The 22,428-nt window shown below is 59.1% G+C and carries 25 protein-coding genes, 1 tRNA gene and 1 pseudogene; 18 read left to right on the top strand and 9 right to left on the bottom strand.

The features are described 5' to 3' along the window. Together ACX3P1_RS23995 and ACX3P1_RS23990 are read left to right on the top strand one after the other, a co-directional pair. Nucleotides 1-256, top strand: a 256-nt coding sequence (locus ACX3P1_RS23995) for a hypothetical protein (protein ID WP_459082092.1), incomplete at its 5' end; no start/stop codon positions are given. Nucleotides 257-562: 306 nt separating this feature from the next. Further along, nucleotides 563-653 (top strand) — tRNA-Ser (locus ACX3P1_RS23990). Between the two features lie 64 nt (nucleotides 654-717). On the opposite strand, the gene ACX3P1_RS23985 is transcribed toward ACX3P1_RS23990, so the two are convergent. Genes ACX3P1_RS23985 through ACX3P1_RS23955 form a run of 7 tightly spaced genes read right to left on the bottom strand, consistent with a single transcriptional unit; the run spans nucleotide 718 to nucleotide 4,702 of the window. Then, complete coding sequence (locus ACX3P1_RS23985) at nucleotides 718-873, bottom strand: hypothetical protein (RefSeq protein ID WP_459082091.1); 156 nt, start codon at nucleotides 871-873, stop codon at nucleotides 718-720. Continuing rightward, a complete protein-coding gene (locus ACX3P1_RS23980) occupies nucleotides 870-1,205 on the bottom strand; it encodes a head-tail adaptor protein (RefSeq protein WP_459082090.1) in 336 nt (111 codons plus the stop codon). The genes ACX3P1_RS23985 and ACX3P1_RS23980 overlap by 4 nt, the downstream gene beginning before the upstream one ends. After that, nucleotides 1,202-2,404 (bottom strand): phage portal protein, encoded by a 1,203-nt coding sequence (locus tag ACX3P1_RS23975; protein WP_459082089.1) that lies wholly within the window; start codon nucleotides 2,402-2,404, stop codon nucleotides 1,202-1,204. Before ACX3P1_RS23975 ends, ACX3P1_RS23980 begins: the two co-directional genes overlap by 4 nt. Continuing rightward, nucleotides 2,391-2,915 carry an HK97 family phage prohead protease gene (locus tag ACX3P1_RS23970; RefSeq protein ID WP_459082088.1) on the bottom strand — a complete coding sequence of 175 codons (525 nt, stop codon included), beginning with the start codon at nucleotides 2,913-2,915 and terminating at the stop codon, nucleotides 2,391-2,393. The genes ACX3P1_RS23975 and ACX3P1_RS23970 overlap by 14 nt, the downstream gene beginning before the upstream one ends. After that, on the bottom strand, nucleotides 2,912-3,190 hold the full coding sequence (locus tag ACX3P1_RS23965; protein WP_459082087.1) for a head-tail connector protein: 279 nt from the start codon (nucleotides 3,188-3,190) through the stop codon (nucleotides 2,912-2,914). The genes ACX3P1_RS23970 and ACX3P1_RS23965 overlap by 4 nt, the downstream gene beginning before the upstream one ends. Before the next feature lie 2 nt (nucleotides 3,191-3,192). Next, nucleotides 3,193-4,353, bottom strand: coding sequence for a phage major capsid protein (locus ACX3P1_RS23960; RefSeq protein WP_459082086.1), 1,161 nt, complete (start codon nucleotides 4,351-4,353; stop codon nucleotides 3,193-3,195). 46 nt (nucleotides 4,354-4,399) lie between these two features. Then, entirely contained in the window at nucleotides 4,400-4,702 is a 303-nt protein-coding gene (locus tag ACX3P1_RS23955) for a hypothetical protein (RefSeq protein ID WP_459082085.1), read from the bottom strand. Nucleotides 4,703-5,777: 1,075 nt separating this feature from the next. Between ACX3P1_RS23955 and ACX3P1_RS23950 the strand changes: the two genes are divergently transcribed. From ACX3P1_RS23950 to ACX3P1_RS23875, 16 genes and pseudogenes are all read left to right on the top strand, one after another. After that, nucleotides 5,778-6,236, top strand: a complete 459-nt coding sequence (locus ACX3P1_RS23950; protein ID WP_459082084.1) for a hypothetical protein — start codon at nucleotides 5,778-5,780, stop codon at nucleotides 6,234-6,236. Between the two features lie 839 nt (nucleotides 6,237-7,075). Continuing rightward, nucleotides 7,076-9,526 (top strand): putative bifunctional diguanylate cyclase/phosphodiesterase, encoded by a 2,451-nt coding sequence (locus tag ACX3P1_RS23945; RefSeq protein WP_459082083.1) that lies wholly within the window; start codon nucleotides 7,076-7,078, stop codon nucleotides 9,524-9,526. Nucleotides 9,527-9,804: 278 nt separating this feature from the next. Continuing rightward, a complete protein-coding gene (locus ACX3P1_RS23940; RefSeq protein WP_459082082.1) occupies nucleotides 9,805-10,149 on the top strand; it encodes an HNH endonuclease signature motif containing protein in 345 nt (114 codons plus the stop codon). A gap of 140 nt (nucleotides 10,150-10,289) precedes the next feature. Next, nucleotides 10,290-11,669 (top strand): site-specific DNA-methyltransferase, encoded by a 1,380-nt coding sequence (locus ACX3P1_RS23935; RefSeq protein ID WP_459082081.1) that lies wholly within the window; start codon nucleotides 10,290-10,292, stop codon nucleotides 11,667-11,669. Beyond that, nucleotides 11,666-11,941: a DUF7220 family protein gene (locus tag ACX3P1_RS23930; protein WP_459082080.1), complete on the top strand. Its 276-nt coding sequence runs from the start codon at nucleotides 11,666-11,668 to the stop codon at nucleotides 11,939-11,941. Before ACX3P1_RS23935 ends, ACX3P1_RS23930 begins: the two co-directional genes overlap by 4 nt. A gap of 474 nt (nucleotides 11,942-12,415) precedes the next feature. Further along, the gene (locus ACX3P1_RS23925; protein WP_459082079.1) at nucleotides 12,416-12,886 is read left to right on the top strand and encodes a phage terminase small subunit P27 family; all 471 of its coding nucleotides are present in this window, start codon (nucleotides 12,416-12,418) and stop codon (nucleotides 12,884-12,886) included. A gap of 40 nt (nucleotides 12,887-12,926) precedes the next feature. Further along, nucleotides 12,927-13,631 (top strand): annotated as a pseudogene (locus ACX3P1_RS23920) (terminase large subunit domain-containing protein); the annotation flags it as partial. Nucleotides 13,632-13,667: 36 nt separating this feature from the next. Then, nucleotides 13,668-14,642 (top strand): terminase TerL endonuclease subunit, encoded by a 975-nt coding sequence (locus ACX3P1_RS23915; protein WP_459082095.1) that lies wholly within the window; start codon nucleotides 13,668-13,670, stop codon nucleotides 14,640-14,642. A 25-nt stretch (nucleotides 14,643-14,667) separates the two neighbouring features. Continuing rightward, nucleotides 14,668-15,972, top strand: coding sequence for a phage portal protein (locus ACX3P1_RS23910; RefSeq protein WP_459082078.1), 1,305 nt, complete (start codon nucleotides 14,668-14,670; stop codon nucleotides 15,970-15,972). Between the two features lie 12 nt (nucleotides 15,973-15,984). Continuing rightward, on the top strand, nucleotides 15,985-16,140 hold the full coding sequence (locus tag ACX3P1_RS23905; RefSeq protein ID WP_459082077.1) for a hypothetical protein: 156 nt from the start codon (nucleotides 15,985-15,987) through the stop codon (nucleotides 16,138-16,140). Further along, nucleotides 16,137-17,003 carry a head maturation protease, ClpP-related gene (locus ACX3P1_RS23900; protein ID WP_459082076.1) on the top strand — a complete coding sequence of 289 codons (867 nt, stop codon included), beginning with the start codon at nucleotides 16,137-16,139 and terminating at the stop codon, nucleotides 17,001-17,003. The genes ACX3P1_RS23905 and ACX3P1_RS23900 overlap by 4 nt, the downstream gene beginning before the upstream one ends. A gap of 10 nt (nucleotides 17,004-17,013) precedes the next feature. Beyond that, the gene (locus tag ACX3P1_RS23895) at nucleotides 17,014-18,288 is read left to right on the top strand and encodes a phage major capsid protein (RefSeq protein WP_459082075.1); all 1,275 of its coding nucleotides are present in this window, start codon (nucleotides 17,014-17,016) and stop codon (nucleotides 18,286-18,288) included. Between the two features lie 101 nt (nucleotides 18,289-18,389). Next, the gene (locus tag ACX3P1_RS23890) at nucleotides 18,390-18,776 is read left to right on the top strand and encodes a hypothetical protein (RefSeq protein ID WP_459082074.1); all 387 of its coding nucleotides are present in this window, start codon (nucleotides 18,390-18,392) and stop codon (nucleotides 18,774-18,776) included. Nucleotides 18,777-18,854: 78 nt separating this feature from the next. Further along, nucleotides 18,855-19,424, top strand: a complete 570-nt coding sequence (locus ACX3P1_RS23885; RefSeq protein ID WP_459082073.1) for a head-tail connector protein — start codon at nucleotides 18,855-18,857, stop codon at nucleotides 19,422-19,424. Next, the gene (locus tag ACX3P1_RS23880; RefSeq protein ID WP_459082072.1) at nucleotides 19,424-19,771 is read left to right on the top strand and encodes a phage head closure protein; all 348 of its coding nucleotides are present in this window, start codon (nucleotides 19,424-19,426) and stop codon (nucleotides 19,769-19,771) included. Before ACX3P1_RS23885 ends, ACX3P1_RS23880 begins: the two co-directional genes overlap by 1 nt. 88 nt (nucleotides 19,772-19,859) lie before the next feature. After that, nucleotides 19,860-20,021, top strand: a complete 162-nt coding sequence (locus tag ACX3P1_RS23875) for a DUF6127 family protein (protein ID WP_459082071.1) — start codon at nucleotides 19,860-19,862, stop codon at nucleotides 20,019-20,021. Between the two features lie 2 nt (nucleotides 20,022-20,023). Here ACX3P1_RS23875 and ACX3P1_RS23870 read toward each other — a convergent pair whose 3' ends face one another. Further along, nucleotides 20,024-21,307 carry an NAD(P)/FAD-dependent oxidoreductase gene (locus ACX3P1_RS23870; RefSeq protein ID WP_459082070.1) on the bottom strand — a complete coding sequence of 428 codons (1,284 nt, stop codon included), beginning with the start codon at nucleotides 21,305-21,307 and terminating at the stop codon, nucleotides 20,024-20,026. 144 nt (nucleotides 21,308-21,451) lie between these two features. Then, nucleotides 21,452-22,363 (bottom strand): LysR substrate-binding domain-containing protein, encoded by a 912-nt coding sequence (locus tag ACX3P1_RS23865; protein WP_459082069.1) that lies wholly within the window; start codon nucleotides 22,361-22,363, stop codon nucleotides 21,452-21,454. Between the last annotated feature and the right edge of the window lie 65 nt (nucleotides 22,364-22,428).

Below are 22,428 nucleotides of genomic sequence, written 5' to 3'. Positions count from 1 at the left end.
CGACGAGAGCCGCAGCGGAGCCGAAAAGAAGGCTCTTAATGTTCATTTTCTGACCTCCAGTCAAAAGTTAAAAAACGGGTCTGGGTATTTTTTGCTGAAGGACAGCGTTCCCCGCTTCACCCCTCATTACCGAAAAAGATGCGCACCGCGCCGCTTCCTCGTTCGTGACATTACCGATCGGTCGGTGGCGTTCAACCACGATCACGTCGCGAAGGCATCGATGGGATGCCATCGATTGCCGATGTTGCACAAATGACACGATTTGCACCCTCTCCGAAAGCTCTTGTTAACCGTTGAGGCCGTGTAGGCCCCTTGCGGGTCGAAATCCGCCTGAAGCGGCGTCGGACGGCGAGAATCGCCAGTTGCCGGTGGATTCGGCGAGAATCGTCTTTTACCGGCTTCATGCGGATCGATTGCGGCCCGCCGGGCCGCCGCGCAGGCCAGGAATGCTGCTCCGCAGGCCTGTTAATGTGTCAGGCAACGATGAATTTCCAGCAATTTGCAATTATAAGAGGGATGGTCATTGATTGTGTCCCGGCTTTTCTCTATCCAGCGCCGCAACGGAGAGGTGGCCGAGTGGTCGAAGGCGCTCCCCTGCTAAGGGAGTAGAGGTCAAAAGCTTCTCGTGGGTTCGAATCCCATCCTCTCCGCCATACCATCAATAAAATCAATGGTTTAGCGGATATTTCAGGCGGTGGCCTAACGGCTGGCATAAGGCTACAGCCCCGCCTTTTCCAGCGTTTCAGCGATAGCCGGATCAATACCCAGATAGCGCCGCAAGCCCGAATCGGGCTTTTCAACTGGGAGAATTTCTCCCGATTGAGTTTCGGGACAACTTGTCCTGAAAGTCTTTTTAGGCACCGGCCCCGTCATGTCACGGTCCACTCGACCAGAACGTCAATGAAGGCGCGCCGCTCATCCACGGTCACGGCCTTGACCGCGTACTCCGCACCTGTCCGGGCATTCACCACCTGCCAAGCCGGCGACATTGCCGCCGCGTCCGGTTGCCAGCGGATAGTCAAGACCAGCGTGGCGGTGCCGGCAAGCCGGCTGGCGATGATCGTTTCGCCAGCCTTGAGTGTGCGGATGCGGCACGGCGCAGAAAACACCGTTGCCCATTCCAGTTTCGTACCGCCGTAGCCGTCGTCGACCTCCATGTTCTGGCGGAAGTCGGCCACTTCTCTAAAGAGTCCTGGCTGGCTCATGCCGCACCGTCGATCTTGCCGCGATTGTCGTTTGCCCCGATCAAGCCCATGTTCAAAGGCTGCACATAATCGTCGCCTTCCGGGATATCCGACATATTTTCAAACTTGCGGATTTCGTTCGCCGACAACCAGCCGCCCTCGCGTCCGATCCGGTAAGCCGTGTAGCGGGTAGTCAGGTCGCCCCTAAGCAGGCCCGAAAGATCATGCTCGATATAGAACTGCTTGCGGCTTTCCGGCGTGAGCAAGGCAATGTTCATCGCAAGTTCGACGCGCTTGGCCATGGGCGCCAGACAGCGCTGCACCAAGGCGCGGGACTCCTCCGAGATGGAAGAATAGTTCGCGTCGGCCATGATGCCCGCCACGGAAGGCGGAACGCCGAACACCGAACAGATGGATTCGTTCGACAGCTTGCGGCTTTCCAGAAATTCCGAATCCTTGGCGCTAAACTGGAACGTCTCAAACTTGGCGCCGCCGTCCAGAACGATCAACTCGCCAGCCTTCATCGAACCGACGATGCGGTCCTTGAACTTCTGGATCAGGTCGTCTTTGCCCGTGCCGGAAAGCTTGTCGGGGAAGGATAGCGCCCCGGCTGGCCTGAAAGCATTTTCAGCCTGTGCGCCTGCTTGGTCCTGTTGTGCCGTAGCAAGGCCGAACGTGCTGGCGGCGATCTGGATTGGCGACATGCCAAGCACGCCGTCCGCGGTACGGTAGCGCAAATGCAAGATTTCCTCCTGCAAGAACGTCTCGGTGCCGCCGTCCTGTTTGGCGTGCTTATACCGCAAGCGACCATTCTTCAGGACTTCCACCGTCACCGTCCCGGCGACCAGCGGGTGCAGGCTGGTGACTTGGCCGCGCCCGTTTCGCTCGACGCGCGCATAGCCATTGCCGTGCATAAGGATGGCCGCGACGAGCATTTCGCGCCCCTCGAAGGCCGTAAGCGTTGGCGACATGGCGTCGTGCAGGCAGTTATACAGCGGATGGTCGTTCGCCGCCTCGCTGCCGCCGTTGTCGGTGCGCCGGTAGACCTTCAGCGGCACACTCGCCAAGGACTCCGAAATCGTCTGGATGCAGCGATGCGCTACGGCCAGCCCGGATGCCTTTTCAATGTCCGCGCGGGCCGTCCAGCGTGCACCAAGGAACTCGCCAAGGAACGGATCCGAACTGGCGATGCGCTCTTCCTGTTTCTTAAATGGCCACATTTTCAAGCTCCAAGATTGCAATCCGGCGATCAGCGGTTGTGCGGCGCGAACGGGCCGACACGCTGGTGCCGCTGTAAGCTGGCCATGCGCTGACCACCGACACTTCGCGAAGCTCGACGTTCCGCAGGGTGCGCTTGTCGCCGCGCCACTCGTCGCCGCCTTCCGGGACTAGGAAGCCGAAGCTCATCCCGCCCAGATCGCCACGGGCAGCCAAGGCAAGCACGTCACGGCCCGCGCTGGTATCGGGTACGTCGATTTCAAAGCGCAAGCCGGTAGCGTCTTCGGAAAGCCGCAACGTGCCTGATTTAGTGCGTGCCAAAACGCGCTTATGATCATGGTCCGCAAGGGCAAGGATATCGCCCTTGGTTGCTAGGCTGGCCGCAAAAGCACCCGGCGCGATAGTCTCGCTGAAGTCGGCAATCCGCGCCTCATTATTGAACGTCGCGACGTACCCGGACAGCTTGCGGCCCGCCGCTTCGACGCTATGCGCGGCTCTGGTTTCAATGGTCAAATCGTCCACTCCCTATAGGGCGCAAGCAGCGCATTGACGCCGAACTCGATGGCATGAGAAGGCTTTTCGCCGGCTGCATCGCGGTTGGAATACCAATGGCTGATTAGAAGCTTGACGGCATGAAGGACGGCAGGCGGAACCGGGATGGCAATCGCCACCCCGATCTCTGCAACGTAGCCTTCCGCCGCCTCGACCAGCGACTGGATGTAAACGTCATCCGAGTCGAAGGTGACGCGAAGGTGAGCCTTCGCATCTTCAAGGCTAACGGCGCTCACGATTAGACAGCCTTGAACGAAAAGGCTTCATCGTGACGGATGGCAATGTCGGCGTCCAGAAACGCGAACAGGTTCAGGCCGCCCTTGGTTGCCGCGGTGCCGTAAGGATCGGCCAGAATGTCGATTCCGCTCCACATTCCGAGCACCAGGTTCGACCAAGCACCGAAGATCAGATGCTCTTTTGCGGGTGCGCCCGCATCGTTGGGAACGTTGTTCGAAGACACAACGCGCTCACCGTGGAAGACTTCCGAAGCCGGAATATTCCGCTCGGTAGTATCCTTAATCTTGCGCACCGTTGCCATCAGCGTGGGCGAAGTCAGGAAGCCCGTGGTTCCGGTGACGTCATCGATTTCAAGAGCGGCGATAAGGTCCGCGGCAATATCGGAAAGCGCCGTTTCCGCCGTGGCGTGCTCGGTGATTGCCTCCAGAATGCCGGTCGGCTCATTAGTGCCGCCGCCCTGAATTGCCGCCTTGTCGAGCGCCTGACCCAGCTTGAAAGCCAGATCGTTACGCAACACATTTTCCAGCGCGACACTGTTCTGCAGCATCAAACGACGCGACAAATACATCTGGCCGGAAACCGTGCGCGGCGTCAGGCTAACCTTGTCGAAGGTCGAATCCGAAGCCGTGGTCGCGCCGTCCTCAGCCACCCAATAAGCGGTCGGGCCGGACGTGAGGCGCGGTAGGTCGAGATTACCCGAAAGGCCGCTGATAATCGTGGCGCCCATGCCCTGCACCGCAAGGACGGGGCGAAGCCGGTCGATCATGCCGCCAAGGTTCGTGGCGACGGTCTGGCCTGCCGTGGTCGTGGTCATGGCGCGCTGTTCGCCAAAGATCGCGGAGGTTGGAATCATTACCCCGCGAACTTCCCTGCCTTTACCAAGCTCGGCGCTGATTTCAGCCTCACGGCCAGTCAGCGTGCCGGCAGCGGATTCGCGGATCGCCTTGCTTACGCTGTATTCGCGGGTTTCAGCCTCGAAGCGGGCATCCGGCGCGGCCTCGCTCTGCCGTTCCATTTCGGCCAGCGTGGCGGTGCGTTTAATGTCCTTGTCCAGGGCGCGGATTTCGCCCTCGATGCGGTCAAAAGATTCTGCGTCGTCTTTCGCACCGCGAAGTTCAACGATTTTCGTGGCGCGTTTTTCCTGCAAATTTGCAAGCGTCATATGGTAGCTCCAGTCTGGAAATGCCCCGTGGGGCGGTTGTGGTGGCCTAAGCGGCCAAGTCAGCGACGATGCGTCCCGCGGGAACAATCAAAGTCGCTGTGTCGATCAGGACGCGCGAAACGTCCTGGTCGGCTATCTTCCGGCGAACGCGTGGCATGGACCGGCCGCACGTAACAATGACGTGCTCGTCGGGCTGCGGTTTCGCGTCCACCGCTTCGAGTGCGCCGGATATGGCGAAAAGCCATGTCATTCCGAAACGCTCGAAGATGCGCGCCAGCTTCAGCACGGCGCAGTCGGTGCGGCTGAAGTAGCGTCTATTCTTGTCCTTGGCAGAAACCAGATCAGCCATCGGGCCGATCATGAAAATTATCTGGTCAAGGTGATTTCTGGACAGGCCGATAAGATCAGCCGCCTCTGCGACCGATAGGTCGCGGGAAGTCGTGCGCCCCATAATGGTCGCTCCTTTGATTTCTAAGAAACTAAGTGAAATGAGAAGCCGACCGCAGCATCGCGCATGCGGTCGGCTGGTGCGTCCGGGCAATACTCCGGTCCGACTTCTAGCGCAGCGTACCGCTACGCCACGACTTGCCTTGCACTGACCGCCACATGAGCCCCATTGCTGTAGGGCGGGCGGCAACGATCAGCGCTTCAGGACTGGCCAAGCCCTATAAGGAGTGCCGCCCTTGTCTATGAAACTTTGATTTGTGCGGAAGGCCAACCGCCTTCCTACTTATAAGGCGCGGGAACGGCATCTGGTACGTACGAGCCTTCCCATTACTCCCAAGCCTAGAACGGTTTGAGTCCGGACTGTCCGTCACACATACACACCACGGGAAGGGCCGAAACTCCCGTTTCTCCCTATATATAACGCGCCGCGGGCCGATCTGGTTATAACCAGCCCTCTCACCCTCTAACACGCTGGGGGGCAATCGGGTGACAGTCATCCGGAATCAAGTAACGGGATCAATGGGATAATCGGCAAAAAGCAAATAAGGCGAAATGCGCCACATTTGGCCAGATGCACCCCTCACAGATAAAGGGTTACGAGGGCGCGGAAATTCTACCTTCCCTTACTGATACACACCATGGGAAGGGCGGAAAGCGGCACCCCCCTACTATACTGTATGCGAAAACCCGGAAAATACACATGGTGCGACACCCTGCCGCATGGCATTTCTGCCACAGGTGTGATTTCGGCCATATTTTGCGAATTCGCAAAATTTGCCGACCTCTCATATCCATACCCTATAACTAGCCACGAAATGGCCCTCTGGAACAATCTCTATCGTTGTCGTGGCCTAATAAATCGCTAATCATTGGCTTTTTGGCTCTGGTTTGCCGCCACGTGGCGGCGAGTACTGCTTGTGTTGACTTCCCTCCCGTTGAACGCCCATGGTGCCAACGGGTTTATAAGGGAGGGAAGTATGACCGATACGTGCGCATATGAGATATCGAAGCCTGAGAAAAAGCATCTTGGTCGGATTGGGATAAGTCGCGTTGCGGACGGCAGCCAGTACGTTATGGTCGTCGAGGGTGAGAAGTTAGAAACATATGCCACCTTGATATTCTGCGACGACACGATTCGTATTTCGAACGTCCCTCACGATATTTTCTTTACCCCGGATGCCGTTATTCGCCCCGACATCTCTAAGGAATCTATATTGTTTGGAGACGCAACGACACCCATTGGGTTGATACGTTTCGTGGATGGGCGCGCATTGCTTATTGTAAAAAGCGGCGAAGACGAGAAACTAGTCGATATCCATAGCGGCAAGACTGAGGGGAATAATGGCTATGGGCATCCGATGGCCAAGAAATGGTCCATAACTCGCCCGGACACTGAGGGGAAACCCCGAGTTGTCTTCAAGTTCCCGCAGGGTTAAGCCGCCATCAAACAGGCGGGCAGCGTATCTTCCTCGACACGGCGCGCCATCGCAAGGCTCATCGCCAGCGACACAAGGCCATCGATCTTTTCGCGGCTACGGTCTTTGTCAGTCTGTTGGAAAGTTGGTCTCCAGCGATCCGCCGCCAACGAGCGTTGGCTCTACGCGCTGTGTGTCATCGCCATGAAGCTCAACCGCCAGCCAGTGCCAATGAACCGGTCACGTCGCTATGTCATCGAGCGGGTTCGGGATTTTGCGAGTGAGGTGTCGCCTACATGATGGGCAGAAATTGGTGGAAAAACGGACTGGCAGGTTTCGGGCGGCTACTTCGGGAAAGCTGCCCTTCACCTGGGCAACGACCTTCGGCCGGCCCATTTGGAGACGTTCAGGCCCCTACTCGCCAAGTCCGAAAGCTGTTGTCTGTTCATTCAGGCATTTGCAGCTGATCGACCATATTCAGCCGCGATCGCACTAGGCTGGGCAAGTCGACCTCTCTGATCACGACTGTATCGCGTTCGGAGGTTTGCCGCGCTACCGGAAGAGGCCGTTCGTCGATGCAAACGGCACCTAGCGGCGGGTTACCATCAACCCGCGTCTCTTGGTCAATACGGCCGATGGCGTAACCGGGGGCTCTGCGGCAGGGCCCTGAATGGCGCGCTCGCTCTCCTATCAGGCTGCCCGTCAGGTTGCTGCACGGGTCGGGCAATTGGTTTTGGCCGACCCGTGCAGCAACCCGTCACAAACGAAAACTTGTCGAATGTGTCTATCTGGATCAGACTATCTCAGTCATCGAGGAGGGTGGGATAAGATATGACGCTGCCAGTTGAGGCGTTGCTTACATGATGGCATTCCTCGGATCGGTGTCGATACCTGCCTTGCTCGTCTCGCAGCTGATTGCGCTCTCGGTCTTCCCACTTTTCTTCACAACGCTCTCGACACCGATCCGACAGGTTCATTTCTACGTCTATATTGCCCTTGTCCTGCTCATTGGCGGCTTCTTGGGCAATGCCTACTCCCTGCCAATAACCGATGGTGTTGTCGTTTCCGGTGGCAATCTTTGCTACGGCGCGTTCATGATGACATGCGTCATGTTCGTTTGGGTGGAGCGTGACGCCTTCATCCTGCGTCATCTCGTGCGGCTCGTCATTCTGGTCGACCTCTTCAATGTCGTGTTCTCGTTCCTGACCAACGCGATCCTGGAGACGAGCGGCGTCGTCAATCCGCATGGCGTGCCTCCCGGAATGTTCGAGATATCTACGCCTCTGATCGTCCTTGGCGGCGTGCTCATTATTCTGGAACTCCTACTCCTCCTGTTCATCTTCGAGACCACGAAGAAACATGTCGGCTCGCTACTCGCGACAGCCGTCATCTACATCTTGTCGTTCGTGCTAGTTCTTGTGCTGGACGGCATCGTCTTTCCGTTCATTGCCTTCGGCATAAACGCCGAAATCGTCGCTGTGGTCTTCGGGGGGCTTCCTGGCAAAGTCTTCATGGCGACGGCGTTCAGCGCACCGCTGGCCCTGTTCATGCTCTGGCGACGGCAGGCATTTGTCGACTTTCTCCGTAGCGACACCGTCCGCTGGCGGCTTCTAAAGTCCAGCAGCACCGATCTCATCAAAGAGATGGCCAGGAAAGACCAGGATGTGCGGCGAGGCGATATCGTTTTCAAGAATGCCTCCGAGGGCCTAGCGATCGTCGACGGTGCCGGCGTCGTTCTTAAAGCGAATGCGGCCTTCCAACACATGCTCGATATCGGCGGGGAGAGAGCCGCAAATTTGAAAAGCGCATTCTGGCACGCAAACAATCCCCTCCATCTGCCGCAGAGTCCCCGGGAAGGATGGCGAAAGGAGGTAACGTTCGGCCGAGGAAAGCGCCCCGGCATTCTGTCTATCACGCCTGCTGGAGAGGACGTCGAAGGCGGCGAGACTTATGTCTACTCGCTGACAGACATCACCGAACAGAAGGAAGCGCAGGACAAGCTCGAATACCTCGCGTTACACGATCAGCTAACCAAACTTCCGAACCGCCGTTTCCTCGACCAATGCCTGAGTCGTCTCGGGGAGAAGGTCTACACGCTCATCATCATCGATATCGATCACTTCAAGGACGTCAATGACAGCTACGGCCATGGCACAGGTGACCGCGTCCTTCAGGTCATAGGCGACCGACTGCAAGCCGTGCGAAAAGAGCATCTGGGCGTAGACGATGTCGTGTGCCGGATCGGTGGCGACGAGTTCGCGGTTTTTGTCCAGTCGGGCGACAAGCGCTTCATCACTAGAACTCTGAAAAGGATACAGGACGCTTTTAGCCAGACCGTTTCGATTGACGATGACCTTAACGTATTCTCGTCCGCGACGATCGGGGTGAGCTACCAACACGCCAGTGGGGAGGGTGACGCCCTGCTCGAGGCCGACGCGGCGCTTTACGAGGCCAAGCGCAACAGGCGCGGGTCAATCGGCTTCTACGAGGAAGGTTTGACCGCCGAAAGCCAGAAGCGGATGACGTTGGGTCCAAAGCTGAAAATCGCGATCGAGAACGGTGACCTCGAAGTCCACTACCAACCGCAATTCGATGCTGCTACCCACGAATTGCGAGGGGTAGAGGCCCTTGCCCGGTGGACTGATCCGGAACTCGGGGAGGTGCCTCCTAGCGATTTTGTTCCCGTAGCGGAGGCAACCGGTCTCATCGAAATGCTTGGGGAATACGTGCTTGAACGAGCGTGCCGGGACGGACAGGAGTGGCTGCGAAGCGGGAGCGCGCCGATCACCATCTCGGTGAACATTTCGCCCAACCAACTGAGGTTCCGTCGCTTCATTTCCGTGCTACCGAAGACGCTCGCAAAGACGGGGTTCCCTGCCAATCTGCTCGAAATCGAGATAACAGAATCTTCTTACATCGAGCGGGAAGAGGAGGTCACGCCGTTCCTCCGAAAGCTGAAAGAAATGGGTGTCAGCATCGCGATCGACGATTTCGGTACGGGCTACTCGTCGCTTTCGTATCTGCGGGACATGCCATGCGACTGCGTCAAGATCGATCGCCGTTTCATCGATCGCATACCTGAAGACTCCAAACAGTGCAGCCTGGCATCGGCGATCATACAGATGGCCAAGGTGATGTCGTTCAAAGTTGTCGCGGAAGGCGTAGAGACCAAGGAGCAACTGGATTTCCTGGCCGCCCAAGGCTGCGACTTGATCCAGGGGTTCTACTTTGCTCCGGCCCTCCCGAAGATGGAACTGGAAACGCTACTGGCTCGTGCTGAGCGAGAGCCAAGAGCCCCGCCGCGTAAGTGACCCAACTTAGCCGATCATGAGGCGGGGCAATCTTCATAGGCGGCCCCTCAGGCAGCGTCCGGGATAAATGTCCGGGTTGCGGTCGAAAGCGGCATTCCAACGAGCACCCGACGATCGCATTCGCACGCAGAATGTCCGCCGGACATTCCATGAACGGACAAAACCGGCTCGTTTGGGGTAGATTCTGACTATGCTCGGGAGAGTGACGCCTGCGACGGAGATCATCCATCGCGGGCGCTGTTGTTTCCGTCACCATCATCATCGTCGAGATCATTGCCTTGCCCGTCCGTCCTCCGTTCCATCGCCCCGTTGGTCGGCGCGAGAAGCGTGAGCGTGACCGTGACTATCAGCGCAAGCGGGATCCGGTCGCCCGTGCGCTCTATCGCTCGAAGCGCTGGCGGACTGAACGCGCCGCCTTCCTGCACGAGCATCCGCTGTGCGGCGAGTGTGACCAACATGGCGTGATCCGCCCGGCGAGCGTCGTCGACCACATCGATCCTCATGGCGGTGATGAGGCGGTGTTCTGGGATCGCAATCGCTGGCAGGCGCTGTGTGCGTCGTGTCACGGTAAGAAGACAGCCAGCCAGGACGGCGGCTTCGGCAATGCGCGGCGCTGCACGTGAGCCTCACCACCCCCCGGGGGGAGGTCAAATCTCTGGAGCCTTTACGCCAGGGACCGCGCGCCACCAAGAACGCATCCGTGGCCAAAATGGCGATGGGGGGTACGACGATAAAATGAACGTTCGAATTAAAGGAATATTCCGTGCCAGCGACTGATCTTGGTCCTGCTGACCTCGGCGCTAATGACCGTCAGCTTGCGGTCGAATACCGCCGTCTCGATGATCTGGTGCCCTATGCTCGCAATGCTCGCACCCACTCGGAAGCTCAGGTCGCCGAGATTGCCGGCTCGATCCGCGAATTCGGTTTCACCAATCCGGTGCTGATTGCCGAGGATGGCACGCTGATTGCCGGCCACGGTCGGGTGCTGGCTGCGCGCAAGCTCGGTATAAAAACCGTGCCGGCGATCGTGTTGTCGGGCCTGTCGGAAACACAGCGCCGGGCCCTGGTACTCGCCGATAACCGCATCGCCATGAATGCCGGCTGGGACGAGGAATTGCTGGGGCTGGAACTCTCCGATCTGCAGGAGGCCGGCTTTGATCTGGGTCTGACCGGCTTCGGCGACGACGAGTTACAGAACCTGCTCTACGGAAATCGCGAGGAACAGGACGGGCTGACCGATGACGACGCCATTCCGGAGGTCCCGGCAACACCGGTGACACGGCGTGGCGACCTTTGGCTGCTGGGCGAGCATCGGCTGCTCTGCGGTGACTCCACCGATGGCGCAGATGTTACCAGGCTGATGTCAGGTGAGCGGGCGGCGCTGTTTGCCACCGACCCACCTTATCTCGTCGACTATGACGGCACCAACCATCCGACCAAGAACAATGCTTCGGCCCGCGCAAAGAAGGTCGCCAACAAGGACAGGTTGGAGGATTATGTCGAACAGAAGCACTGGGATGATTCTTCGCAAGGCCCGCAGTTCTATGAGGCGTTCTGCAAGACGGCGATCGACCATGCCATTGCCGAGGATGTAGCCTGGTACTGCTGGCATGCCTCGCGGCGTCAACGCATGCTGGAAACCGTCTGGGACCAGTTCGATGTGCTGCATCATCAGCAGATCATCTGGGCCAAGTCCCGTCCAGTGCTGACACGATCGGTGATGCTGTGGGCGCATGAGCCATGCATGTTCGGTTGGGTTCGCGGTAAGAAGCCCCGCATCAACCGCGAGGGTTTTGAAAGCTGGCCGACCACGGTGTGGAATATCCCGTCGTCCGAGATCGAGACCCGCGAGCACCCGACCTCGAAACCGGTGCGCGTCTTCACGCTGCCGATGCAGTTGCACACTCGTCCTGGAGACATCTGCTACGAGCCGTTCTCCGGCTCGGGATCGCAGCTGATAGCCGGCGAGAAGACAGGGCGTCGCGTCTACGGCCTGGAACTGTCGGAAGCCTTCTGTGACGTGGTCGTCAAGCGCTGGCAGACATTTACCGGCAAGGCGGCGACGCTCGATGGTGACGGCCGCAGCTTCGACGAAATCGCCGCTGAGCGCGTGCCGGCTGTCAAGGACGTGGTAGCGGCATGAAGCAGACTCGAACCATGTCGTTGGTGGAATCGCTCACCAATGTCGCAATCGGCTACGGCATTGCCGTCGTGACGCAGATCGTGGTGTTCCCGCTGTTCGGGCTTTCCACCACGATTGCCGAGAACATGGTCATGGGTGCCATCTTCACCGTGGTGTCGATCGTGCGCAGCTACAGCCTGCGGCGTCTGTTCGAGGCGTTTCACCAACGAATATACGCGGCCGCACGGGAGAGCGTATCCGCTAGGCGCGACGCCAATTGCCTCGGGAGTTAGCCATGACTGGTACTGCGCTTTGCCTTCTTGAAGTTTCTTATCTCGCCGATCAATTCTGAAACCTGTCGGAAAGTCATGGCATCCTCCGACCAGGTAGCATTTTCAGACTGTCTCTCTGACAATGGGCGGTGGGTCCTGCCGCTGAATGACTCCCAGTTGGTCGTCTCGCCGGTTTCCAAGTCCATCACCGCATCTATGCGGTAGTGGGGAGGATCGGTCTTATGATCGAGACAAATTCGTACTTGGGCATCACCGAGCAATCGCTCACAGTCCAGTAATTGCTTAAGGACTAACCGAACGTATTCCTCCGGCAAGCTGCTTTTCACCGATCATAGCGTCGCGTTACTGGGCAGCGTCGTAAGGGTCATATCATCTCCTGTGCTCGCGGCCGTCAGTTTCCGATGAGGCGATGGCCACACCGAGCTTTCTTTGGAGCGTACCCGTCACCGCGCCACACTGCATAGGAGTTTTGACATGGCCGGCCGCAAGCCGCTGCCGACACATCTGAAGCTGGTCAAGGGCACGGCCCGGCCGCATCGCCTGAACAAGGCCGAGCCGAAGCCGGTGGTGGCGACGCCAGCGCCACCGGATCATCTTGATGATGCCGCCAAGGCCAAGTTCGTAGAAATGGCGGCACTGCTCGCCCGACATGGCGTCATGACGGAACTCGATACCGGCGCGCTCGCTCGTTATGTGGTCATCTGGCGGCGCTGGCTCGAGGCAGAACAGGAAGTGAAGCGCCGCGGCCCGGTAGTGAAGACGTCGAACGACAACATTATCCAGAACCCGTTCCTGGCCGTCGCCAACAAGTGTCTCGCGCAAATGGCACAGATCGAGAGTGAATTCGGGCTGACGCCGTCGAGCCGATCGCGCATCCGCATGGCAGAACCCGTCGAGACGACCGATCCATTCGAGGATTTTTTGACCCGTGGCAGAAAAGCGTAAATCCGGCGGCCGCAGAAAGGCACCATCCTGTCCGGTCGAGATGTACGCGCGCGGTGTCGTCGCCGGACAGATCGTTGCTAGCCGTCTGGTGAGGCTTGCCTGTGAGCGGCATCTGGCCGATCTGAAGTCCGGCGGAAAGCGTGGCTTGGTCTGGGACGGTGACGCCGCACGGCACGCGATCGCCTTCTTCGGCCATCTGCGTCATTCGACCGGCGAATGGGCCGGCGAGCCGTTCGCGCTCCAGCCGTGGCAGGAATTTATCGTCGGCTCGCTCTATGGTTGGAAACGCAAGAATGGCCTGCGCCGGTTTCGCACGGCTTATGTCGAGGTGGCGCGCAAGAATGGCAAGTCGGTGCTGCTCGCTGGAACGGCGCTCTATGCCCTGATTGCCGATGGCGAGCCCGGCGCGCATGTCTATTCCGCCGCTACGACCCGCGATCAAGCCCGCATCGTATTTGGCGAGGCGGAGCGCATGGTGGCGGCCAGTTAGGCACTACAGGCAAGGATCACGAGGACCGTGAACAATCTGGCGGTGCTGCCGACCTCGTCATGGTTCCGGCCACTGTCGGCAGATGCGACCAAGATGGACGGCTTGAACGTTCACTTTGCCGCCGTCGACGAGGTGCACGAACATCCGGGGCCAGAGATTATCCAGAAGCTCAACACCGCGACCGGTGCTCGTCGCCAGTCACTGATTTTTGAGATTACGACTGCGGGCTATGATCGCCATTCCGTCTGTCGCCAGCATCATGAGTTCTCGGTCAAGGCACTGGAAGGCACCGTGCCGACAGAGTCGTCCGATAGCTGGTTTGGCTATATCGCCACCATCGACGAGGGCGACGACTGGACCGATCCAGAAGTCTGGGTGAAGGCCAACCCGAGCCTTGGCATCACCGTCAAGGTTGACGACCTGAAGCGCCAGATCGACGAGGCAAAAGAAATGCCGGCGCAGCAGAATGCGATCCGTCGCCTGCGCTTGAATGAATGGACCGAGCAGGTCACGCGCTGGCTCGACATGAGCGTGTGGGAGGAAGGTGGCCTTCCCGCCACAACCGACTGGCGCATTGTCAAACATGATCTCGACGATCTGGAGCAGAAGCTGCTGGGACGCGAATGCTATGGCGGGCTCGATCTTGCCCGAGTTAACGATCTGTCGGCCTTCGTGCTCGCCTTCCCGCCTACGTTGGACGGCGATCTCGGTGATCTCGCCGACAAGTGGATCGTTGTTTGCCGCTTCTGGATCCCAGAGGAAGATATTCTGCGCCGAGTGCGGCGCGACCGCGTTCCCTATGACGTCTGGCGCGACCAGGGATTTTTGACGGCGACGCCCGGCAACGCCACCGACTTTGCCTTCGTCGAAAAAGAAATCATCGAGCTGGCATCACGCTACGACCTGCGCGAGCTCTCCTACGACCGCACCTTCGCCGGCGAAATCGTCCAGCACTTGACTGATGAAGGGCTGAGCCTGGTCCAGTTCGGGCAGGGGTTTTTGAGCATGGCGGCCCCCACGGCGGAACTGGAGCGCCTGTCGGTGTCGCGCTCACTTTGGCATGGCGGTCAGCCGGTATTGCGGTGGAACGCCTCAAACGTCGCCGTTCGTCATGATCCGGCCGGCAACATCAAGCCGGACAAGGAGCGCTCGACCGAACGCATCGATGGCATCGTCGCCATCTGCAATGCGCTCGGCCGAGCTCTGGCCCGTGACGTCAATGCCGGCCGCTCGGTCTACGAGACCCGCGGCATCCTGATGCTGTAGCGGCACAGCTTACGAAAGAAACCATATGGCATTCTGGTCGAACTGGTTCGGTGATGCAAAACCGCCGGCTGCATCGCCGCGCGCGGCGTTCCAGGATGCGGGTGGCGGGATCGTCGTTGCGACGAGCCAGCAGTTGGAAGAGGCACTGCGGTCTGGATCGCTGACGACATCAGGTGCAACGGTAACGCCGAACAGCGCCATGCGGGTTGCGGCCGTCTATGCCTGCGTGCGGATCATCTCCGGCGCGGTGGCAACGCTGCCCTTGCACATCAAGCGCCGCGTCGATGAGCGCACCCGCGAGGATGCCTCGGACACGCCGATCTGGACGGTACTGCGGCGCAGGCCCAACCGCTGGCAGACGCCATCGCAGTTTCGCCGCATGCTGCAGGCGCATCTGCTGTTGCGCGGCAATGCCTATGCGATGATCGTGCGCTCGCGAGGATTGGTCCAGGAGCTTATCCCGCTGCACCCCGACCGCGTCGAGGTGAAGCAAGCCGACGATCTGGTGCTCGATTATGTCTGCACGCGCCAGGATGGCCGCCGTATCAAATTGGCGCAGACGGAAGTCTTTCATCTGGTCGGGCTGACACTCGATGGCGTGCATGGGGTGTCGGCGATTGCCTACGCCCGCGAGACCATCGGCCTGTCGCTGGCCATGGAAGATCACGGTGCCACCACCTTCCGCAACGGCGCCCGTGTCAGTGGCGTCTTGAAGCACCCGAACAAACTCGGGCCAGAGGCGGTCACTCGCCTCAAGGCGGGGCTGGAAGAATTCCGGGCCGGCGGTGAGCAAGAGGGAAAAAATCTCATCCTCGAAGAGGGCATGGACTACGCCCGCATCGCTATGACGGCCGAGGATGCACAATGGATCGAGAGCCGCAAGTTCAGCCGCACAGACATCGCCATGTTCTTCGGCGTGCCGCCGCACATGATCGGCGACACGGAGAAATCGACCAGCTGGGGCACAGGCATCGAGCAGCAGTCGATCGGCTTCGTCGCCTATACGCTCGAAGACCATCTGACCATGTGGGAAGAGGCCATCAACCGCGACCTGATCGGCGCGGACGACAAGCTTTATGCCCGCTTCAACCGGGCAGCATTGGTCAAGGGCGACATCAAGGCCCGCTGGGAAGCCTACGTCAAAGGCCTGCAATGGGGCGTCTATAGCCCCAACGAAATCCGAGCGCTGGAAGATCAGAACCCGCGTGACGGCGGTGACGTCTTCTATCCGCCGCCGAACACGGCCGGAGTGCCGGCAGGTGACGACCAAGATCGCCGCGAGGTTGCTAATGGCAGCGATGGCGAAACGGACAGAAACCCAATTGTTTGAGGTTTAGGAAAGATGAGCATTCTGAACACGTTGAAGCTTACCACGGCGATAATCACCGCGTCCCTTGTGACCCTCGCTATCATCAATCCAGCGTTCCACTTCGGCTCTTTCATCAGTGGTTTTGTCCTCGGCTGGTTCCTGCTTCTCTTGCTGGAGAACGACCGATGAGTCTGCGTACATTGCCGGAGGCGCAGGTCTTTGCACGTCCGCAAAACTACCAGTGGGACGCGCCTTCCGACGTGCTGACGAAATGGGCCGAGTTGCCGCTTGCTGCAGATGACGACACCGACACCACGATCTCCATGTTCGACGTGATCGGCGAGGATTTCTGGTCGGGTAGTGGCGTGACGGCGAAACGCATCTCGGCCGCCCTGCGCTCGATTGGCAACAAGGATGTCATCGTCCGGATCAATTCCCCGGGTGGCGACATGTTCGAGGGCATCGCGATCTACAACCTTCTGCGCAGCCATCCGGCCAAGGTGACGGTCGAGGTATTGGGCTGGGCAGCATCTGCGGCGTCCATCATCGCCATGGCCGGTGACGAAATCCGCATGGGGCTGGGCTCCTTCATGATGGTGCACAATGCCTGGGGCGTGGTGATCGGCAACCGCCATGACATGCGCGAGGCAGCAACCCTGTTCGACCAGTTCGATGCCGCAATCGCCGACATCTATCAGGCGCGCACCGGTATGAGGCGGGCGGACATCAAACAGCTGATGGATGCCGAGACCTTCATGGCCCCGGCACAGGCTGTCGAGAACGGCTTTGCCGATATCGTCGATGATGGCGTTGTGGCGCCTCCTGGCGAAACGAAGATTATGGATCGGCAGCTGATGGCACGCCGGCAGACCGAGGCCGCGCTCGCCCGCGCCGGCTTTACCCGAGACAAACGCTCCGACCTCTTGATGGAGATGGGCGTTTTAGCGGCCCCGCGTGATGCAAGCCGCACCCCCGCCGCGCGCGATGCAGGCAACAATCCCGAACTGAACGCCGCTGCTCTTCAGCGGCTTATCGACACCATCAAATCATAGGAGACCCGAAATGGGTATCGAACTGAACACCCGCGCTCGCGGGATTATTGGCGTGCGCGCGGAAACCGGCAACGCCACAAAGATCCTCGCCGAGCTGCAGAAGACCTTCGAGGACTTCAAGACTGAACGCGACAAGGAGCTTGCCGATATCAAAGCCGGCCTTGCCGACGTGGTGCAGACCGAAAAGGTTGATCGCATCAATGCTGAACTGACCACGCTGACCAAGGAAATCGACAGCGTGAATGCTGCGATGGCCGCGCTCAAGGTTGGCGGTGCCGGCAATGACCATGACCCGGACAAGGCGGAACATGCACAGGCGTTCGATCGCTTCTTCCGCAAGGGCGTCGATGCCGGTCTGGCCGATCTCGAGGTGAAAGCAAAACTCACCACGCAATCCGATCCCGATGGCGGCTATCTGGTGCCGGAAGAGACCGAGGCTGGGATTGATCGCGTGCTTGGCACCGTATCCACCATTCGCTCCCTGGCCCGCGTCATCAACATCTCGACCGACACCTACAAGAAGCTCGTCAACATGGGCGGCGCGACTTCGGGTTGGGTCGGCGAAGAACAGGCACGCGGTGAAACCGCAACGCCAGTCATGCGCGAGATCGCCATCAACACCGGCGAAATCTACGCAATGCCTGGCACCACGCAGCGAACACTGGATGATGCACGCATCGATGTTGCTACATGGCTCGCTGATGAAGTCTCGATCGAGTTTGCCGAGCAGGAGGGCGCTGCCTTCGCCTCCGGTAATGGCATCAACAAGCCGCGCGGCATTCTTGCCTACGATACGGTGGCGAACGCTTCCTATGCCTGGGGCAAGATCGGCTTCGTCGCTTCCGGCAAGGCCGATGGCTTTCTCGCTCCTACAACGTCGGTCAGCCCGGCTGATACGCTTATCGACCTCTACTATGCACTCAAATCCGGCTATCGGAACGGGGCTGCATGGCTGATGTCGGACGCGACCATGAACAGCGTTCGCAAGTTCAAGGACGCGGAAGGTGCCTATGTATGGGCGCCTCCTTCCGGCCCTGCCGGTGTGGCGACGATCCTTGGCAAGCCGGTGCACACCGACGACAACATGGATGTTGTCGGTTCCGGCAAGTTCCCGATCGCTCTTGGGGACTTCAGCCGTGCGTACCTCATTGTGGATCGCATCGGTATCCGTGTTCTGCGCGATCCCTACACCTCGAAGGGCAACGTGCTGTTCTACACGACCAAGCGGGTCGGCGGCGGCATGGTGAACTTCGAAGCCCTGAAACTCCTGAAGATCAGCACCTGATTATCTAACGGGCGGCCATCATCCTGAGCCCTGAGCTTGTCGAAGGGTCGAAGCCGGCCGCCTGTTTCCTCCCCGTTTCCATTCACGAAAGGACTTCCCCCATGAAGGACGGTATTTCCGGTCTCAGCCTCGTCGCATCGCTCGTCCCTGCCGTAGTCACCGCCACAACCAAGGGCAGCAATGCGGATTTGCAGGGTTTCAATTCTGCGACCCTGATCATCAACACCGGCACGATTGCCGGCGACGGCCTTTATGTCATCGCCTGCCAAGAAAGCGACACCACCACGGATGGTGATTTTACCGATGTGACGGCCGCCGATCTGCTCGGTACGCTTCCCGCCGCGCTTGAGGCCAGCACGGTCTATAAGCAGGGCTACAAAGGCAACAAGCGTTACGTCCGCGCGGTCATCACCAAGACCTCCGGCACGTCGATTGCGGCCGGTGCGGTCTTTGCGCTCGGCCATCCCTATGACGCGCCCATCGCCTGACATCGGTAAAGGGCGGCCAGATGATCAGTAACTCCGACGCCATGGCCGCCCTGTTCATCAACCTCCTGGAAGACAGTCATGCTCGCTCCCGTCCGCACAGTGGCACCTACGACCACGCCGGTATCTCTCACCGAGGCCAAAGCCCATCTGCGCGTTGATCATGATGACCAGGACGAATTGATCACCGCCCAGATCAAGGCGGCAACTGCCTGGTTCGACGGTTACAGCGGCGTCCTCGGTCGCGCGCTCGTGACGCAAACCTGGCGGCAGGATTATGCCGGCTTTGCCGAACGCCTGCCTCTTCCAGTCTCGCCCGTGACAGCGATTGTCAGCGTCAGCTATCAGGATGCGGGCAATATGCAGCAGACATTGGACGCGGGCGTCTATGATCTGTTTGCCGACGCACGTGGTGCGTACCTAACCCTGCAGCATGCTCAGTCCTGGCCGGCAACCTATCCACGTAACAATGCGGTGTCGGCAACATTCACCGCCGGTTTTGGCGACGCTGCCGACATCCCCGAGCCGATCCGCCAAGCCATCCTGCTTATCGTGCAGCGGCTCTTCGATGGCGCCGACACCGACATCGACGTGGCGATCGACCGGGTTGTTCACGCCCTGGTCGCGCCCTACCGGATGATGCCACTCTGATGGCCAGGTTCACCGCCAGCGATTTGCGTGACCGCGTCAGCTTGGAAAAAGAAGAGGAAGTTGACGACGGCTACGGCGGAGTCACCGGTCAATGGGTCGCCCAGTTCGAGCGCGACGCCTGTATTCTCCTCTCGAAAGGCGGCGAGACCGTCATTGCTTCGCGCTTGCAAAGCATTCAGCCGGCCCTGATCATCGTGCGTTTCGATGCCGAGACCTCAACCATTACCGCCGACTGGCGTCTGATCGAGGTCCGCTCCGGCACCACCTACAATATCCGCACCTCCGCCGACATGGAGCGGCGTGGCCGCTGGTGGACCATGCTGTGCGATGCCGGGGCGCCAACCTGATTGGTCGCCAGCAATCCAGCGAACCGGATCCAAATGCCATCAGGAGGCCAACGTAACTCCGCCGCCAAAATCAGGCGAGCAGTTCCGCATGGCCAAGTTAGAGCTCGATGTGCTTCTGGCAAGGGCCGTCGAAACTGGCGCCCGCTGTGCCCTGCAAGAAATGGGTCTCGACGGAAAGGATGCCCCGGAGGACATCCGGGATTGCGAACACCGTCTCGATACGACGATCCGCCATGCTATTCCGGGCTGATGTCAGAGTGATTGATGAGACTTGCCTACAATTCCGTCTTTAAATCGTGCAAGTCGAAACGGAGAAAGATCGAGAGACGGTCGTCCCTCGGTAATCCATTCTGCAAGTTGCTTGCCGATGGACGGGCCCAAAGCGAAGCCATGTCCGCTGAAACCGGCGGCTATGAACATGTTTCTGTCGCCATCCGGTCGATCTATGATCGGAATCACATCGGGCGTCATGTCGAGGCGACCCGCCCACATCGTCTCCAGCTCTATTAGTCCCAGATGTGGGAAAAGGCGACGAAAGCAAGACAGGTTTCGCAATACTTTGCGCCTGTTTGGCGTGGGTTCCGGCATAGCGCCGGCCGCAGTTGCGTCGCTCAGCCGGGCTTTAATCTGATGGATGAAATCTTTTCCCAGAGACAGACTAAGCTGCCGCCAATTGTTGCGATAGGCCGGCAGGAAATGCTTTAGCTCACGAAAGGAATCTATCGTGATCTCGTAATCCACCCCCATCCCCCGATAGCCATTACCCAATGTGAAACTTCCGTTGGGACTGGGGCGAAACGCTACCTTCGGTCCCCACACGGCCACGGAGGTAAACGGCGCGGCAGTAAAGGTCTTGCCTACCGAGGATTTCACTATCTGGATTGGCAGCCGATAACCGAGAGATCTGGCGAGGAACGGCGCACTGATCCCGTTCGCTAGAACAATTGTGCTTGCCTCCACATTTCCATGCAACGTATTCACCCGCCAGGCGCGCGCGGCAGGTTCAACCGAAGTGATGAGCGTGTTCTCGAAAATGGCTGCGCCGGCGATGCGCGCTGCGCGGGCGATGGTTTGTGTCGACAATTCCGGATCGGCATGGGCGTCACCGGCCGTGAAGAGACCGGCACGCCATGCCCCACTCATTTCAGGAAGAAGCGCCTTGACCTCGTTCGAGTCCAACAGGCGCGTGTCCAGTCCAAATGCGCGCGCGGTCTCGTGCCCCTTCACGACCCGGTCCACATCGCTTTCGGACTCGGCTGGAACCAAAATGCCGCCTCGAACGAACTGGATTGATTTATTGCCGAAACGCTCTGTAAGTTCGGTCCACAGCCTGTTGGCCTCAGCGGCAAGCGGCAGCTCCGCCTCGTTTCGACCCTGTTGGCGAATAAAACCCCACGCACGACTGGATTGTTCCGATGCGATGGTCCCGCGTTCGAACACCGAGACGCTGATGCCCTTTTCCGCCAGTCGCCATGCGGTAGCGCAACCGATTATGCCGCCACCGATCACCGCAACGTCCACCTTGCCTGGGACCATTTGAACTATCTCCGCCGATGCGAGTTGCTAGTGCTTAACACACAAAACCGGGGGAGCAGTGCATAGCGCTATGCGCTGACCGCATAGAGGAGGCTTGAATGAACGCTCCAGCGACGCTGGTCAGCGTAGCAAGATGAGGCAACGTCAATAGAAGGTGGCGGAGACATCCCTCAGCACTAAACTTCTGTAAGTTTTCAGCGATGATATGAATTCACGCGCCGCACGTGAAGTCGGTCGGTGAATGGGATGCAGCAGTCCCAATCGCAGAATAACGCTGGGTTCGAACGGAATCGCCACAAGGTTTTGCTGCTTGTAGTCGAAGGCTGTGAAGGGATCGATTAGTCCGACGCCGAGGCCCTTCGAAACCATGTTCGCCACAACGCTGAATATCTGCGTTTCCAGTACCATGCGCCGCTGGATTCCGCTGCGGATGAAAATCTGATCGACAAGATGTCGTCCTACATTGTTTAGGGTAAGCGAAATAAAGCGCTCGTCTGCCAAATCCTCGGGCGTCACACACTTTCTCTCGGCAAGCCTGTGGTCGTGCAAAACGGCAAGCAGCAGGGGCACTGAGCAGAATTCCTCTACTTCGACGCCGGCGCGTTCGAACGGATATTCCGCAAGCCCGAAGTCGACGAGCTGACCGGCGACGAGTTCTTCCACGCGCGTCGACATCTGGATGCGCAAAGATATGCGACTTTCGGGATGGCCGTCGCTGAAGCGCCGTATGGCGGACGGCAGAAAGCCCGAGGCAAGGACCGGAAGCGAAGCCAATGACACCATGCCGGAATTGGCAACCTGCATTTCCCGGGCGATCTCACGGATCTTGTCCACGGAAACGAAGGTGCGCTGCACCTCGTCGTAGAGCAGGCCGGCCTCTGGTGTTGGCTGAAGGCGGCCGCTCGATCGGTCGAAAAGCGTCAGCCGCAGCGATGCCTCAAGCTGGGCTATTAGCCTGCTGACCGCCGGTTGCGATGTTCCGAGAAGCTCGGCGGCGCCGATCGTGGTTCCTGCCATCATAGTTGCGCGAAACGCTTCCAGTTGCCTGATATTCAAGGCGGCGGTCTCCTCTTAAAATTCAGAGCTATACCTAAATCACATAAGAGGGTTCATTCTGTGTA

Source organism: Mesorhizobium sp. A623, assembly GCF_054489405.1.
The sequence above is the reverse complement of the archived record's forward strand: the minus strand, read 5'-3'. Positions and strand labels throughout refer to the sequence as shown.